The organism is Clostridium sp. AF20-7 (assembly GCF_003479275.1).
GTDB classification, from domain to species: Bacteria; Bacillota; Clostridia; order Lachnospirales; family Lachnospiraceae; genus Otoolea; species Otoolea fessa.
This window is the reverse complement of the sequence record NZ_QUGF01000009.1, coordinates 14,803-30,055: the sequence shown is the minus strand read 5'-3', so window position 1 is coordinate 30,055 and position 15,253 is coordinate 14,803. Positions and strand designations below refer to the sequence as shown.

Sequence of the window (15,253 nt, the reverse complement as noted above, 5' to 3'; positions counted from 1 at the left end):
ACTGATATACTTGCTAGACTTACTTATAAGATACTTTATACAAACTACGCTTAAAAGAATAATAAGTAGTATAAGCAACAGCCTTGTTATTTTTTTTCTTTTATTTACCGTTTGTTCTATCTTCACTTTTACTGTTCAACCTCTATATAATCTTCCGGTGCTGACGGCTGCTGTCCTTTTGACATTGCTTCGATCCATGCACTTGATAATGTTGTATCTTTAAGCTGCTCAATCTCACATTTCGGATTTATTTTTTTCAAAACAGACATTGTGGTGTCTGTAAGAAGAATCGAGTATTCCTTTTCTTTGTCTATTTTCTTATCATTAACTGTCAAGTCCTTTAATGAAAATCCACTTTCCGCTTGATTGACGATAATTTTCATACCGGATGCAATTGGTAATTCGTATTTATTGGTTACATAAAAATTCTCATCCGCATCGGCGAAATAATTTTCCACGAGTTCACAAACCTGTTTACCACTAATTTTTGTAAAATATAATGCTGTATCTGAACTCTTTGCTGTCATCATGCCAACCCGGCTATTGGTGCATTCTCCTTTATACATAGAAGAAGTGAAATAATAATATGGTGCCAGAGCCAGCTGTGCATCATTTTCTTCTCTGATCGTAGTTAAAATGGAAGATGCTGAATCACGGCCATTTCTATCGTTCAGTGAAATGGAATATTCATTTTCAAAATTCACCGTTGCTTTTTCTTCCGGAACTTTACGATTCATTACACTGCGCAAAGTATCATAAGCCTGTGTTTCATCCATTTCCCCTGACAGTAATCCGTGAACAGCCTCAAGACTTGCATCAAATGATTTTTGAGCGGAATATCGGATATAAACAGCATTATTTTTAATTTCCTCTTCCAGTCCAGGTACATCCTGCATCATGGTTGGAACATCTGTATTCAATGAAATAACACCGCTTCCATCCGCAATCAGCTTTTGCCCCTCTTCTGAAATCATACAATCCAGCACATCCAGTGCAGTATCCAGTTTCTCCCGGTCTTTTTCCAGGTTTTTGTTAAATGCAATGTTTAATGACGGAGTCATATACACATAGGATTCATCCGATGTCTGTGAAAAGTAAGGAATACGGATCAGCTCCGCATCCATCTGTTTCTGCAGCTGCTGCATAACCGTCGGATGTCCATGAAACATTGCTGATTTTCCCTCGACAAACATCTGGGTTCCTGTATTGATGTCAATATTGATATCTTCTTTGCCAAAATGCGAGTCCTTAAGAAACTGACTGGTTTCTGAAAAAATACGTTTCCATAATGTATCATCAAACTTCACTTCATCCGCTGCAGTCTCTGCACCGTTTCGCCATTCAATACCATCCAGGCTTGTAAACTCACCGATTGCCGCTGCCTGGATGATTTCATTATTAGACCAGTCTTCACCAAGATCCATGGAATACGGTTTTATGCCATTATCATAAAACTGCTGACAGGCCTGTACATATTCCTCATAATTTTCTGGAATCTTTATGCCATACTGATCAAACAGTGTTTTGTTGGCAATGATCGTCTGAGGAATACCACAGATTGGCAGCCACTGGATTTCATCCTCCGCATTCTTATAATATTGCACCGCATAGGAATAATACTTAGAAACAACATCATAAGAAGCAAAATCCATAAGATAAGGCTGTAAGTCCTGTGCATCTGTTCCAGAAAATCGACGTACTGTTATGATATCCGGTAATTCATCATGTTCTTTAAAATAACTGTATAAATCGGTATCATTGTTCCCAATAATAAATTCAATATCCTGATCAGGAAACTGTTCATGGATATAGGGTGCAATATTTTTCATCAAACGATTTTCCCACAGATAAACGGTAATATGATCATCGTTTTTAGATACTTCTTTCTTTAACTGTCCACATCCAGACAAGACAGCAGTTGCTACAAGTACACCTGACACCACTGCTATCAGACAACGTTTTGCCTTTTTCATACTTTACCTCTTTCTTTCCTGATAAAGTCATTATAGTTACGCCTATGAAATAACACCACAAAAAAGCACTGTCAGACAGACAGTGCACCTCATTTTATGCAACTGGCTGCCATTTTACAGGCCCTGTAGCTTTGCGTCCCAGACTTTCATCTGGTTTGCCGATTTCCTTATTATAGCTTTTAAACTTATGCAAAAAACTGGTTTTATTATACTATAGCGCTCTACTGTACACAAGAAAAACATTACCGTTTTAACGCCTGAAAACAAAAAAAGAACAGCCGATATATATACTCGAACTGTTCTTCTACTTCCGAAGTCCACGAAGCATTGACATTACTGTTTCCTGCTCATTTGCATTCAGATCGTTCCATATCCCTAGAACTTCTTTCTGTTTTTCTGTCAGATTCTCTGAATTACCTTCCTGAAAAAACTGCGATAATGTCACGCCCAAAGCTGCACATATTTTTTCAAGTGTGATCAGCGACGGCAGGTTTTCCTGCGCCATGATCCTTCCCAGTGACGACCGGGAAATTCCCGACAGCTGCGATAATCTGTATTTACTGATATCACGCTTTTCACATAAAGATGTTATTTTATCCGCAATATACTTCTCTATCTGCAAGTAACTATACCTCATTTCCGCTATTACATGTTCTTATTGTACCTGTAATAATGAAAAAATATTAGTAATCAACTTTGCAAGTATTTATCCCCATCATGGGAAGTATACGGATAAAAAAATATAAAGATACTTTCGTTTCCGCAAAAGTCATTTTCGCTTATATCATTTTTATAATAACACAGACAGTTATGTTTGTCACATAAAAGTTTGAAACCCCAAACAAAAAAATAAACCTTCTCATACCGCAAAGCCGCATATCCGCGGATAAATCCCCATCCCAGAGGGATCACCCTTCTGATGAATATAAAGGCTATTCGCAGATGGCTACACAATCTGACATGGATGCCTTTTAACAGAAAGTTCACAGCTCATATAATGACACTATATTGATGTAACATGAGTATGTAAGTATACTGTAAACCATGTGGAAGTTGTGCGTATGTCAGCAACAAATCTGAACATCCGAACGGATAAGGAAACAATTAAAGGATAAATCTGAAAAGCGAATCAGCTGATGGAAAAATGCACGCTCTGCAGATGCGGTATTTACATCAGCCCCTTCCACATATTTCTATGAAATAAAAAGTGGAGTCAAATTGAATGAAAACACAAGCAGACAAGAAGTCAGTCAAAGACATTCAGGAGTTAAAGCAGCGATTTACTAAGTTTTCCATAGGTTTATTTGCAATTTTGACGCTTTCAATCACATTGTTGGCATCAGCATATACATATATTCTGCAAAAATCGTATACAGATATCGCCCTTGAAACGGAACTCAAACGTGATATGGAAAATGCAGATGCAATTCATAAATTGGTAAATAAAAAAATCGGAAGAGAAGAATTTGCCACGCTCCGCCATCAATCTGATGAAAATACAGAAATGTATCACGAGGTTTCCTCGTTTCTAAATGAAATTCGAACGCTGAATTCAACCAGATATTTATACACCGCCACCCGAAATGAAGAAAACAGGCTGATCTATGTGGTGGACGGTCTGGATCCCAACGCAGGAGATGTCAGACATCCGGGAGACTATATTGAGGATGAAATGATTCCGTATATTAACAAGGCTCTTTCAGGAGAAACGGTGTATTCGCAGAACATTGTTGATACGACATGGGGTCCTATTTTCACAGCCTGTTATCCTATAACGGGCGATTCGGATGAAATAGTTGGTGCTTTATGCATTGAAATGGATATGCAGTCTGTGAATGGGCTTGTAGAGCGAACAAGAAGAGCATCCGTTTATGTTGGAGCTATGGCAGGATGTGTGCTGTTTTTGCTTTGTGCTGTCTGCTTTATCGGCTACAAAAGAAAAAGAGAAGATGAAATTGAACAGACGATTTTGTTGCGCGAGGCTGCGGAAAAAGCAGAGACCGCAAACAGAGCAAAATCATCCTTCTTACTTAACATGTCACATGATATTCGATCACCTATGAATGCTATTATCGGATTTACGGACATTGCACTGAACCAGACAAATGTATCTGAAATTCACGATAGTCTGCAAAAGGTAAAAATAAGTTCAGAGCATCTGCTGTTGTTATTGAATAATGTACTGGATCTTAGCCGTATCGAGAACGGAAAGGTAAGCTTCTCACCTGAGCCGGAGAATTTGCCTGTCCTAATAGATAATGTGATTGCTATCGTGGATGGACTCCTACTGAATCGTGATTTAACATTTGAGATACATCGCAACATCCCCAAAGAACTTTATGTTCTGACGGATGCAACAAAAATTCGTGAGATATTGACGAATCTTCTGAGCAATTCGGTCAAGTTTACAAAAGATGGCGGAACGATTACTTTTGAAATTAGTATCAAACCGGGCATAGACGAACGGCATATTGTAAGCAGTTATGCGGTAAAAGACAATGGCATTGGTATGAGTGAAGAATTTCAAAAAAGGCTGTTTGAACCCTTTTCACAGGAGGATAACGGCGCACGAACACATTATGCCGGAACGGGGCTTGGAATGGCAATTTCCAAGCAATATGTAGAACTGATGGGCGGTATAATTACGGTTCACAGCAAGAAAGGGTGTGGTTCGTCTTTTACAGTAGAAATTCCTATGGAACTTGCAGACCCAAAACAGATACCTGAGCTGAATCTGATACAGGATGTCAGCCTTAATGGAGTAAAGGTTCTTCTCGCAGAAGATAATGAGCTGAATGCGGAATTGGCAATCACGCTGCTCGAAGAAGCAGGTATGCATGTAACTCGTGCAGTAGACGGACAGGACGCAGTTGCTTGTTTTGCCAACAATCCAGCAGACACATATGATGTGATTCTAATGGATGTCCTGATGCCTAAAATGAATGGGCATCAGGCGGCAAGGGCAATTCGTGCAATGAGCAAGGAGCGCCCAGACGCTGCGAAAATTCCAATCATCGCACAATCTGCAAATGCTTTCAAGGAAGATGTACAGGCATCCTTGGATTCTGGAATGAACGGACACATTTCAAAGCCATTCAATATAGATGCAGTGACCACTGCAATAAAACAAAATATAAAGAGATAGAAGATTGAGCAACAATCCGCTAACTATCAGAGCATCGTTCAAGGTTTATTTGGACGGTGCTTTTTCTATACCCACAAACTAAACCTTCATTCCATTTGAATACTAATAATGCCGTATATTTGTCTCTAAAGGGCAAATATGCGGCATTTCTTTATTCTTTATGTGCGTGATCGTACATCTTTTGAATATCCTCCGGCAACTTATCCGATATCATACTACGGCAATGATCATTTGAAGGTTATAGTGTTTGGTATCGCGTGTGACCTGACGAGAACCTTCGTTTTGAACTATTCGGAAATTCCGAATAGTTGAATCTTCTTCAAGCTCTGAATCAGCATAAATCTTCTTGATACAAAGTCTATTCGCAGATTGCTACGCAGAAGGGCTTTGATGCATTTTAACAGAAAATTCACAGCTTGTATAATGACATTGTATTGATATCACCCGAATTTATGCATATACTATACTTGAATGGAGGTGTTCTGTATGGCAACAACTAATTTAAATATTCGTACAGACAAGGCAATCAAGGATCAGGCGGAGGAAATCTTCAATGAGCTTGGTCTGAATATGACAACTGCTGTAAATATATTCCTGAGAACCGCTATCCGTGAGCATGGTATTCCTTTTGAATTAAAACTGGAAGTACCGAATGATACCACAGCCGCTGCCATTGAGGAAGGCAGAAAAATGATGACGGATCCTTCTGCTCCGCGTTATTCCAGTATGGATGCGCTTAAGGCAGCTCTCGATGTATGAAATACAACATTCAGTTTACAAATCAATTTAAAAAGGATTTGAAGCTTGCCAAAAAGCAAAATAAAAATCTTGATAAGCTGTTTGAGGTAATCGATATTCTGGCGAATGGCGGTACGCTGGAAACAAAATACAAAGATCAGGATCTTACAGGCAACTATAAAGGCACGCGTGAATGTCACATCGAACCAGACTGGCTGCTTATTTATGAGATTCGTGGAGAAGTTCTTCTTTTGATGCTTTATCGCCTTGGTTCACATTCTGAGCTGTTTAAGAAATAAGTACAAATCGGAAGTTGTAGGAGGAAATTTTCAATGAATATAACAGTTTATCTTGGGGCAAACGAAGGAAATGACCCATGCTTACGAAAAGCAGTTGAGGAATTGGGGGCATGGATTGGAAACAGTGGAAATGCACTTGTTTACGGTGGTTCTAAAGGTGGTTTAATGGGAGCATTGGCAGACAGTGTATTGAAGGCAGGCGGTGATGTTACGGGTGTTGAGCCGAATTTTTTTATTGAAAATGAGTTTCAACATGATGGACTGACAAAACTGATTGTGACTAAGGATATGTCTGAGAGAAAAAACAAAATGATTGAGTTAGGAGAAGCCTTTATTGCCTTCCCGGGCGGCACGGGAACATTGGAGGAAATTGCAGAGGTAATGTCGAAGGTGTCTTTGAAACATCTGGAGGCACCCTGCATTCTCTACAACCTGAACGGTTACTACGATGATTTGAAAGCACTTCTAAATCATATGATTGAAAAAGGATTATCTTCTAACGAGCGACAGGAGGGAATCTTTTTTGTTGAAAATCTGGATGATATAAAGCGAATCTTGAGACGGGCATAACTTATGTTTTCACAGTAAAATGGAGTTGCATTAGCGAAAGACAGAGCACGATCAATTCCAATTTGACGGAGTAATGGATATGAAAATCCGAGAAGTGAACGAAAATAAAAAGCAATTTATATCATTATTGTTATTAGCTGATGAACAGGAGAGCATGGTTGAGCGCTATCTTGAAAAAGGTACTATGTATGTGCTTGAAGACAATGATGAAAAAGCAGAATGTGTTGTTACCGATGAAGGTAATGGAATACTTGAAATCAAGAATATCGCAGTCGATCCGGAAAATCAGGGAAAGGGCTATGGCAAAGCACTAATTGATTTTCTTGCCAGTAAATATGCAGATGAATATTCTGTTTTGCAAGTTGGAACAGGTGACAGTCCATTGACGATATCATTTTATGAAAAATGTGGGTTTGTTCGTTCTCACAAGATTCCCAATTTCTTTACTGACAATTATGACCACCCAATTTATGAGGGCGGTGTACAGTTGATAGATATGATATATTTGCAAAGATGTTTATAACTTCCAGTATGTAGAATTAAGAAAATCGGTATTTTTGAGGAGATAGATATAAAATGACCTTCCAATTAGTTTGTATAGAACCAAAAGAATTAACGCAATACAAGTCGGATATGCAGGAAGCATTTCAAAAAGGTTTTGAAGATGCTTTCGGGAAAACAGATGCTGTTATTCTACCTGAAAAGGACATTGACCAGTCGCTGAATGCGGAGGGTTCTGTTGTCTATAAAGCCGTTGTCGATGGAGAAATGGTGGGTGGTGCTGTTGTTGTTATCAATGAGAGTACACAGCATAACCATCTTGACCTGCTTTTTGTAAAGAACGGAGTTCAGAGCAATGGTATCGGTAAGAAGATATGGTTTGAATTGGAACGAATATATCCGAACACGAAAGTATGGGAAACCTGTACGCCGTACTTTGATAAGCGCAACATTCATTTTTATGTGAATGTCTGCGGCTTTCATATTACGGAGTTTTTTAATGAAAAACATCCTATGCCGGATACACCGGACGATTTTGTCGGTGATGGAAACGAGGGAATGTTTGCGTTTAAAAAGCAAATGCGTCTATGAAATTCCAGTTTGTAATAGGCTTAGTAAAGCCCATGATATAATTGTCCTAGAGCGTCTTTGAAAAACATTTTGAGTTGTTCATTTTAACCAAATTAATATTGAGACGATGCATACAAAACCCAGAAAAGTGGAATCAAGTTTATCATAACGTGTCGCTATGTTGTGGTCAAGCTATTCGGCGAAACACTTTTAATTTGAGAAAGTAGTTTTCTACTAAATCTCTCTCTTTATAAAGCCAAACTGGAAGTTATCATCTACTACATATAGGTAAAAAACAAATTAAACAAAATAAAGCATAGAATAACAGCAGTCCAAATCCACAGACGAGTTTTCTTTTGCAAAGTTAAGTTCAAGATACTTATTCCAGCCAAAATAACAAAACTACCAATAATAGCAGGATAATGTGTTCCACTTGAACCATTTGACCAAGGAGATATACCTAAGGCGATAAAAATTTTATCTCCAATGCAATACTTCGCGCTATTCCATGTGCCACCCAATATAAGACCCAAAACAATCAATAGGACAGCAATAATCCTATTTGTCAACTTCTTACTTTTGCTCATATTATCACCTCATCAAATTCCGATTGAGATTTCACCTGTTTTAAGAGATTTAATAACTGTTATATTTTGTTATTAAATTCTTCGCAAACCCTTGAAAACACTGGATTTGTCGCAGGTGAGCTTTCCCTTATTGTTTCCCTTGTGTTATATATTCCCATATAAGTTTACGAACTCTGATAAGGGAAAATACAAGGGCACAGAATCTTTTGACGTATACTCGCAAACCAAGCTGTCACTCATTGTCCGAGTGACAGCCTGGTTACTTGCTATCCCTGATACCTTATTCTTTCTACCAGCGTTTCCTTTTTCAGATTACTGCTTAAAACGCAGGAAAGCACAATCTGCAAAAGGCTGACCAGCAAAATCATAGCAAGAATTGGTGTAATTGGAACATGATAGACATTCATTCCAAATATTCCATTATGCTTTGCATAGGCAAAGAGCACGTAGCCAAGTGGCAGACCAACGACAAGTGCTACACATATGGTGCCAACCGTAAAAATCAGTCCCTGTAACTGCAGACATAAATTTAATTGTTTATTTGTCATACCCACAGCCTGTAATACACCATACTCCTGCTTTTTTATCGTAATATTCATGATCATGGTGTTTGCCATATTCATAAAACCGATGAATCCTACAACCGCCATAAACAGATAACAGCCAAGCTTCATCGTGCGAGCTGAGAATTCTGCAGATTGTAACTGCGCATGATAAGTACCCATTTTTATATGCGAAGTATTAGAAATCAATGTATTCAGATTTTGCTCCACAGATGCCACATCTTTTTTGTCACAGTCCACCCACAGATAGCCATAGGCTGTTCCTCTCGGATTCATGGAACGGTATACACCTTCTGGAATGACAAGATAAGTGTCTGCACTTACAAAGGATCCTGCAATCTTTCCCTGATAGGTATAAGTTCCACTTCCATTCTCAAAGTCAAATGCAATGGATTTTCCCGGAGCATATCCATCTTGTTCCATCCACGTCGACCAGCCAAAGAAAATATCACCATTCTTTACCGCCTGATCATAGTCCATAGAGCCAATATCCCCGTCCTGGCGCATAAAATCAAAATCATTTTTACTCACAACAGCAGCCGGAAATCTTGTTCCATTCAGATTTACAGAGACAATCTCTCTCGTCATGACATCTGTCACTCCCGGAATGCTTTTGATTTCTTCAATCAGCGAATCATTCAATGGATTATCCGTCAGAATCGTATCCAGATTATTCTCCGGATATCTTTCATCATACTCAGCAGAATAGTCAAGCTGCAGTTCAAATTGTCCATGATTAACGGAAAGACGTGCTTCATGCTCCGTGTCAATATTTCCCACATAATTAGAAATAATCACAAACAATGCGCAGGAAAGCCCCAGTGTGAGGATGGTACCAATGGTTCTTTTTTGGTTACCCATTACATTTGCCATTGCCATAGAAAACACGGTGACATTTTTTCTGCCATTTCGTTTTCCTTTTTTGTGTGTTTCTGCATTTTCTAAATACCGTGTTGCTTCGATAGGTGAAATCCGTGAAACAATTTTCATTGGTTTACGCAGTGCCAAAGCAACGGTAAGAAATGATACGAAAATACAGAGAAACATAACAGGCAGGGAAAACAGAGGCACCTGCTGATTTTGAACTCCCATAGAGTCAGTTCCGGTTGATACAAGATTCCCCTGTTCTACCAGCCAGTTAAAACCGCATTTTGCAATCAGAAAGCCCAGAAGCAATCCAACCGGTATTGAAAAAATTGTCAAAAAAATGCCCTCTCTGAAGATCAGTTGTTTCATCTGCTTTTTTGTTGCTCCCAGAGCCTTGATTTTTCCATACTCCTGTATCTTGTTGGCAATACCGACCTGAAAAATATTATAAATGACCACAACAGAGAAAAGTACAATTGCAAGAATCAAACCCCCGCATACCGCAATCGTTTCATAACTCGGCTGCAAGACCCATTGCAAATAGAGATCATTGACTATAACGTTTTTTTCTTCGATCCCACAAGCTGCTGCAATCTGCTTTATAACCGAATCAATATTATTCATAGATACATTTGCAGAATCATTTAAAGTAAAATAAATATTATACTGTCTGTCATTCTCTGCGACGTGCTCATCATAAAACTCCTGTGACCCGAAAGCAACATAAGATGCCTCGATGGTATACTCATCCCGATCATATAGGATTCCGCTGACAACAAATTCTTCCGACTTATATTCTGACTGCATCCCTGCGCGGTAATCCAATGTCACCGTATCCCCGACTTTTGCATCACCATACCCCATTGCACGGAAAAATGCTCTTCCTGCGGCAATTTCCTGCATTTTTTCCGGATACTTTCCTTCCTTTAACTCATATTCTTTATTATAGGGAAGCATTTTTTTTACAGTCTCATCCATGCAGACAAACCCGCCTTTTTCATTGCCTTTTATGATACCTTCGGTGCACATAGTGCCTGTAGCATCTATTTCCGCACGGCGGTTTACTTCTTTTAACTGCGATCCGTCTGCGGAAACAAACAGACCATAATTGCTTCCATATGAGCCTGCCGCCTGACTTTTCTGTAAATGAATTACCCCATTTCCCACAGTACTGATGATAACAAGCAGCATCGTAGTCAGACATATGGACATCATGATCAGTATACTTCTTGTCTTGTTCTTTTTGTCATTGCTATGTGCAATCCTGCTTATTGTCTTCATCTGAAATCCACCACCTGTCCATCCTCAATCACCAGAATGCGATCAGCGACCTGTGCGATTTCGTCATCATGGGTAATCATTACAATCGTCTGACCATATTTTTTTGCTGTCATTTTAAGCAGTGCAATTACCTCATCACTGGTCTTAGAATCAAGATTGCCTGTCGGCTCATCTGCAAATATAATTTCCGGACGATTCACCAGTGCTCTTGCAATTGCTACTCTCTGCTGCTGTCCTCCGGATAACTGATTTGGCAGATTATAAATCCGGTTTTCAATCCCCAGAGTTACAATAATATCATTTACATACGCTTCATCCACTTTTCTTCCATCCAGCCCCAGTGGCAGTACAATATTTTCCCAGACATTAACAGATGAAACCAGATTAAATGCCTGAAAAACAAATCCGATTTTTCTTCTGCGGAAAACAGCAAGGGCATCTTCCTTCATCCTGTATAAATCTTTCCCTGCTAAAGTAACTCTGCCTTTTGTCGGGGTATCAAGCCCTCCAAGCATATGAAGTAATGTACTTTTACCGGAACCTGACTTTCCAACAATTGCGACAAATTCTCCCTGCTCAATCTGAATCTCCACCTGATTGACCGCTTTGACCTGATTCTCACCTTCGCCATAAAACTTACAAAGCTGCTTGGTTTCTAATATCACACTCATGTGTTGCCTCCTTTTCATCTTACATCCAAATTGTATCAGGGCAATCTTTCATTTCACTTTCAAAAAACGAGCAGAAGTCTTACAGAATTGTAAGATTTCTGCTCACTTAAAATTTAACCAACATATGGTAATTGAATCACAAACGTGCTTCCTTTTTTCTTTTTGCCGGAGGTTACCGTAATCGTACCTGCGTGTTTTTCGATAATTTCTCTCGATAGAAAAAGTCCGATTCCTGTACCACTCTTTTCCATGACCTCCTTGGAACTTCCTCTGTAAAATCGTTGAAAAATTTTGTGATACTCATTCTGCGGAATACCAATTCCCTGATCCTCAATTTCCATTCTTACAAGATCGTTTCTTTTTTGTAACCGGATAAATATTTTTGAACCACACGGACTGTACTTGACCGCATTATCCAGAACGTTGATCACAGCTTCACCAAGCCACCTTTTATCCTGCATAATCGTGCATGTTTCCAGCTCTTTTTCATAGTCAAAAACGAATTCAATTTCTTTCTCATCCGCTTTAGGATAAGTGCGGTTCACAGCAGATATGACAGTATCCATAAGCGGAAGTTTTTTCTTATTAATCTGAATCAGTCCAGTTTCCATCTTGGATATTTCAAGAAGCGACTGCAATAATGTCTCCAGTCCATCCAGAGCACTCCGACAACGGATACGAAACTCCTCCTGTTCTGTGGCACTTAAATCATTCTGCATCAGCACACTAAAACATGTATCCAAAGCTGCAACCGGTGTCTTTAACTGGTGAGAAATATCAGAAACCATTTCTTTCGTGCTCTCTTTTTCTGCCCGTGCTTCTTCCTTTAGCAACTGAATATGATGTCCGATTGCTTCAAGCTGATCATTCAATTTTTCCAGTTCTGCATGATTTTCCGTTTTCAGTAAATCATCAAATTTATTTTCACGGAATCTGATCAGAATTTCTTCCAACTGGTCTAATATTTTCTGATGACACGCATCTTCTGTCTTCTTCCAATAAAATAAAATAATCAAAAGAAGCACGCATATCACAGTGCTTACAGCACCGGTCACCATAACCTGATGCCGGAATTGCGAATAAAATGCATTCCCTTTATTCCCCCAGTATCCATATTGCTCCAATAATCGCCTTCCCTGTTCGTTGGTTTCAATATCCTTATCCTTAAGCAATTCCGAAACAGCATCCAGCCCGGAAAATTCTTCCTTTGCAACAATGTCTGTCATAAGATTCATTTTATATTTATAATCTTCATAAAACACATACGTGGTAAAGCCATTTAATATTGCAAACAATACTATGACAGGTAATACCAAGGAGAGCACTACTGTAATCTTCTTGCGATATCTCTTTGTCACTGCCTTACCTCCTGATTCCATATATACCCAAGACCTCTGATATTCTTTATATAGACCGGTGCAGCCGGATTGTCTTCGATTTTCTCACGGAGTCTTCTGATATTGACAGCGATTGTATTTTCATCCACAAAATCCCCTTCCAGATCAAACACATTTTCCAATATTTGTGTTTTTGAAAGAATCTGTTTCGGATTCTGCAGAAAAAAAGTCAGCATTTTCAACTCCGTTTTTGTCAGACTGATTTCACGACTCTTTATCAGGACTTTCATTTCTCCTGCGATAAATACGATATCTCCCGAAATCATCTTTCCGGCTTCCGTTTTCTCCTGTCTGCGGCGGAAATGTGCTTCTATTTTCAAAAGAAGTACCGAAAGACTAAACGGCTTTGTAATATAATCATCTGCCCCTGCTTCATATCCCATGACCTGATCCATCTCCTGATCTAGTGCTGTAAGACAAATAATGTATGTATTATAATTGCATCTCATCCACCTTACAAATTCCAGTCCATTCCCATCCGGAAGATTCACATCACAAATGGTAACATCCACATTATTATCACTTGCAATTCTTTTCGCTTTTTTCACTGATTCTGCTGAAAAAACATCATATCCGGATTTTTTCAGTGAAAATGTAATTCCACGATTTAAATTTTCATCATCTTCAACCACGAGTATACCTGGCATAGCATATGCACCTCTCTTTATTAACTATTCATCTTAAAATGCTTCAATGCCTCCACAATTGCACTCTCTTTATCTTCTGGACACTGTGGCTGCCTACTATCTTCATTTTTAGATAAATTATAATTCTTTCCAACCTCAATTCCGCATTTTCTCTTTACCTGTGAAATATACAGATGCTCTGTCTTTTTATTCCTACAAATCTTCGTGCAGTTTTACATCGCTATTATCTGCCATGCATTGTTTTAAGGCAACAATCATTTTTTCCGCATCCAGCGGCTTTGCAAGATGAACATTCATTCCAGCCAGCCGGCTGTTGATAATGTCTTCTGCAAAGGCATTTGCAGACATTGCAATGATCGGAACCCTCCTGGCATCCCTTCTTTTCATTTCCCTGATTGTCCTTGCCGCATCCAGACCATTCATCCTCGGCATCATAACATCCATATAAATTACCCCAAAATAATCCGGTGCAGATTTCTCGAAGATTTCAACTGCTTCCTGCCCGTCTACTGCACATGTAACTTCCATACCGCTGTCTTCCAGTATACATCTGGAAATTTCCATGTTCAACTCATTGTCTTCCACAACCAATGCCCGCATGCCTTCTACCGAATAATCATCAAGGCTTACTGGCTTATCTGATAAATTACTGTTTTTATCCTGTGTGCCAATTTTGAACGGAATTTTTACAATAACTGTTGTCCCGACACCTGCTTTGCTCTTCAGTTCAATACTTCCATCCATTCTGTCCACGAGCTGCTTCGTAATTGCAAGCCCCAGTCCGGTGCCTTCATACCTGGATCTGCTTGTCTTGCTTTCCTGAGAGAACATATCAAAAGCATGTGCAATAAAATCTTCACTCATACCCACACCCTGGTCTTTACAGTAGAAAGTGAAAATTGCTCTGCCATCATCCAGAGTTTCTTCCTCAACCCAGACCGTAATCACACTACCCGCCTGACTGAATTTTATGGCATTGTCCATAATATTCGACAGAATTCTTCCAAGATATACCGGATTTCCAACCAGAGCGCTGTGACTGTATGTACCATTTTTCCAGTCAATCTCATACCGGATGCCTTTCTTGGCAGCCCGCTCATCATAAATCTGGTTCAATTCCCGTAGTACCATTGTCAGATCAAACAAAAGCTGCTGATCCTTCAAATCTCCGCTCTGTAGTTTATTCATATCCAGCACATCATTTACCAGAGACACCAGATATTTCAGGGATTCCATTACCTTTTCTCTGATCTTCTGCTGTATCTGTGAATCATCTGCGTACTGATTTTCCATATTTACCATACCGATAATACCGTTCAGTGGTGTACGTATATCATGACTCATAGTTGCCAGAAACCTTGTTTTCATTTCGGCTTCCCGCTTTGCTGCTTCCGCAGCACGGTTATAAAAACCAAAACTGCCATGGACTGCGGTTGCTTCGAAA

At 39.3% G+C, this 15,253-nt stretch carries 14 protein-coding genes, 3 pseudogenes and 1 riboswitch; of the genes and pseudogenes, 6 read left to right on the top strand and 11 right to left on the bottom strand.

Features of this window, described 5'->3' with window-relative positions; genetic code table 11:
• Positions 1 to 128 precede the first annotated feature (128 nt).
• Together DWX68_RS10620 and DWX68_RS10615 are read right to left on the bottom strand one after the other, a co-directional pair.
• Complete coding sequence (locus DWX68_RS10620; RefSeq protein ID WP_118629413.1) at positions 129 to 1,973, bottom strand: ABC transporter substrate-binding protein; 1,845 nt, start codon at positions 1,971 to 1,973, stop codon at positions 129 to 131.
• A 94-nt stretch (positions 1,974 to 2,067) separates the two neighbouring features.
• Positions 2,068 to 2,143, bottom strand: a riboswitch (cyclic di-GMP riboswitch).
• 134 nt (positions 2,144 to 2,277) lie between these two features.
• Positions 2,278 to 2,610: a helix-turn-helix transcriptional regulator gene (locus DWX68_RS10615; RefSeq protein WP_182432174.1), complete on the bottom strand. Its 333-nt coding sequence runs from the start codon at positions 2,608 to 2,610 to the stop codon at positions 2,278 to 2,280.
• Between the two features lie 585 nt (positions 2,611 to 3,195).
• Here DWX68_RS10615 and DWX68_RS10605 point away from each other — a divergent pair.
• Positions 3,196 to 5,118, top strand: coding sequence for an ATP-binding protein (locus DWX68_RS10605; RefSeq protein ID WP_118629409.1), 1,923 nt, complete (start codon positions 3,196 to 3,198; stop codon positions 5,116 to 5,118).
• Between the two features lie 216 nt (positions 5,119 to 5,334).
• On the opposite strand, the pseudogene DWX68_RS10595 reads toward DWX68_RS10605, so the two are convergent.
• Positions 5,335 to 5,469, bottom strand: a pseudogene (locus DWX68_RS10595) (cell filamentation protein Fic); the annotation flags it as partial.
• 135 nt (positions 5,470 to 5,604) lie between these two features.
• On the opposite strand from DWX68_RS10595, the gene DWX68_RS10590 reads away from it, so the two are divergent.
• The 5 genes from DWX68_RS10590 to DWX68_RS10570 all read left to right on the top strand — a co-directional run bounded on the left by DWX68_RS10590 (position 5,605) and on the right by DWX68_RS10570 (position 7,817).
• On the top strand, positions 5,605 to 5,877 hold the full coding sequence (locus tag DWX68_RS10590; RefSeq protein WP_107001129.1) for a type II toxin-antitoxin system RelB/DinJ family antitoxin: 273 nt from the start codon (positions 5,605 to 5,607) through the stop codon (positions 5,875 to 5,877).
• Positions 5,874 to 6,155, top strand: a complete 282-nt coding sequence (locus DWX68_RS10585) for a type II toxin-antitoxin system YafQ family toxin (protein ID WP_118629407.1) — start codon at positions 5,874 to 5,876, stop codon at positions 6,153 to 6,155. Before DWX68_RS10590 ends, DWX68_RS10585 begins: the two co-directional genes overlap by 4 nt.
• 33 nt (positions 6,156 to 6,188) lie before the next feature.
• On the top strand, positions 6,189 to 6,725 hold the full coding sequence (locus DWX68_RS10580) for a TIGR00730 family Rossman fold protein (protein ID WP_107001131.1): 537 nt from the start codon (positions 6,189 to 6,191) through the stop codon (positions 6,723 to 6,725).
• A gap of 79 nt (positions 6,726 to 6,804) precedes the next feature.
• Positions 6,805 to 7,248 carry a GNAT family N-acetyltransferase gene (locus DWX68_RS10575; RefSeq protein WP_118293969.1) on the top strand — a complete coding sequence of 148 codons (444 nt, stop codon included), beginning with the start codon at positions 6,805 to 6,807 and terminating at the stop codon, positions 7,246 to 7,248.
• Positions 7,249 to 7,301: 53 nt separating this feature from the next.
• Positions 7,302 to 7,817, top strand: a complete 516-nt coding sequence (locus tag DWX68_RS10570) for a GNAT family N-acetyltransferase (protein WP_118629405.1) — start codon at positions 7,302 to 7,304, stop codon at positions 7,815 to 7,817.
• Positions 7,818 to 7,895: 78 nt separating this feature from the next.
• Here the strand turns inward: DWX68_RS10570 and DWX68_RS14935 are convergent.
• The 8 genes and pseudogenes from DWX68_RS14935 to DWX68_RS10530 all read right to left on the bottom strand — a co-directional run.
• A pseudogene (locus tag DWX68_RS14935) lies at positions 7,896 to 8,052 on the bottom strand (IS4/IS5 family transposase); the annotation flags it as partial.
• Positions 8,053 to 8,074: 22 nt separating this feature from the next.
• Complete coding sequence (locus DWX68_RS10560) at positions 8,075 to 8,383, bottom strand: hypothetical protein (RefSeq protein ID WP_118531176.1); 309 nt, start codon at positions 8,381 to 8,383, stop codon at positions 8,075 to 8,077.
• A 266-nt stretch (positions 8,384 to 8,649) separates the two neighbouring features.
• Positions 8,650 to 11,094: an ABC transporter permease gene (locus DWX68_RS10555; RefSeq protein WP_118629403.1), complete on the bottom strand. Its 2,445-nt coding sequence runs from the start codon at positions 11,092 to 11,094 to the stop codon at positions 8,650 to 8,652.
• Positions 11,091 to 11,765 (bottom strand): ABC transporter ATP-binding protein, encoded by a 675-nt coding sequence (locus tag DWX68_RS10550; protein WP_118629401.1) that lies wholly within the window; start codon positions 11,763 to 11,765, stop codon positions 11,091 to 11,093. Before DWX68_RS10550 ends, DWX68_RS10555 begins: the two co-directional genes overlap by 4 nt.
• A 113-nt stretch (positions 11,766 to 11,878) precedes the next feature.
• The gene (locus DWX68_RS10545; RefSeq protein ID WP_118629399.1) at positions 11,879 to 13,144 is read right to left on the bottom strand and encodes a HAMP domain-containing sensor histidine kinase; all 1,266 of its coding nucleotides are present in this window, start codon (positions 13,142 to 13,144) and stop codon (positions 11,879 to 11,881) included.
• Positions 13,120 to 13,809: a response regulator transcription factor gene (locus tag DWX68_RS10540; RefSeq protein ID WP_118629397.1), complete on the bottom strand. Its 690-nt coding sequence runs from the start codon at positions 13,807 to 13,809 to the stop codon at positions 13,120 to 13,122. The genes DWX68_RS10545 and DWX68_RS10540 overlap by 25 nt, the downstream gene beginning before the upstream one ends.
• Before the next feature lie 20 nt (positions 13,810 to 13,829).
• A pseudogene (locus DWX68_RS14930) lies at positions 13,830 to 13,985 on the bottom strand (23S rRNA (uracil(1939)-C(5))-methyltransferase RlmD); the annotation flags it as partial.
• A gap of 16 nt (positions 13,986 to 14,001) precedes the next feature.
• On the bottom strand, positions 14,002 to 15,177 hold the full coding sequence (locus tag DWX68_RS10530; protein WP_118629395.1) for an ATP-binding protein: 1,176 nt from the start codon (positions 15,175 to 15,177) through the stop codon (positions 14,002 to 14,004).
• Positions 15,178 to 15,253: the final 76 nt, after the last annotated feature.

Excerpts from the sequence above, each read along its gene's own strand:
- DWX68_RS10620 (WP_118629413.1), bottom strand. The coding sequence starts at position 1,973 with ATGAAAAAGGCAAAACGTTGTCTGATAGCAGTGGTGTCAGGTGTACTT.
- DWX68_RS10615 (WP_182432174.1), bottom strand. The coding sequence starts at position 2,610 with ATGAGGTATAGTTACTTGCAGATAGAGAAGTATATTGCGGATAAAATA.
- DWX68_RS10605 (WP_118629409.1), top strand. The coding sequence starts at position 3,196 with ATGAAAACACAAGCAGACAAGAAGTCAGTCAAAGACATTCAGGAGTTA.
- DWX68_RS10590 (WP_107001129.1), top strand. The coding sequence starts at position 5,605 with ATGGCAACAACTAATTTAAATATTCGTACAGACAAGGCAATCAAGGAT.
- DWX68_RS10585 (WP_118629407.1), top strand. The coding sequence starts at position 5,874 with ATGAAATACAACATTCAGTTTACAAATCAATTTAAAAAGGATTTGAAG.
- DWX68_RS10580 (WP_107001131.1), top strand. The coding sequence starts at position 6,189 with ATGAATATAACAGTTTATCTTGGGGCAAACGAAGGAAATGACCCATGC.
- DWX68_RS10575 (WP_118293969.1), top strand. The coding sequence starts at position 6,805 with ATGAAAATCCGAGAAGTGAACGAAAATAAAAAGCAATTTATATCATTA.
- DWX68_RS10570 (WP_118629405.1), top strand. The coding sequence starts at position 7,302 with ATGACCTTCCAATTAGTTTGTATAGAACCAAAAGAATTAACGCAATAC.
- DWX68_RS10560 (WP_118531176.1), bottom strand. The coding sequence starts at position 8,383 with ATGAGCAAAAGTAAGAAGTTGACAAATAGGATTATTGCTGTCCTATTG.
- DWX68_RS10555 (WP_118629403.1), bottom strand. The coding sequence starts at position 11,094 with ATGAAGACAATAAGCAGGATTGCACATAGCAATGACAAAAAGAACAAG.
- DWX68_RS10550 (WP_118629401.1), bottom strand. The coding sequence starts at position 11,765 with ATGAGTGTGATATTAGAAACCAAGCAGCTTTGTAAGTTTTATGGCGAA.
- DWX68_RS10545 (WP_118629399.1), bottom strand. The coding sequence starts at position 13,144 with ATGGAATCAGGAGGTAAGGCAGTGACAAAGAGATATCGCAAGAAGATT.
- DWX68_RS10540 (WP_118629397.1), bottom strand. The coding sequence starts at position 13,809 with ATGCCAGGTATACTCGTGGTTGAAGATGATGAAAATTTAAATCGTGGA.
- DWX68_RS10530 (WP_118629395.1), bottom strand. The coding sequence starts at position 15,177 with ATGAAAACAAGGTTTCTGGCAACTATGAGTCATGATATACGTACACCA.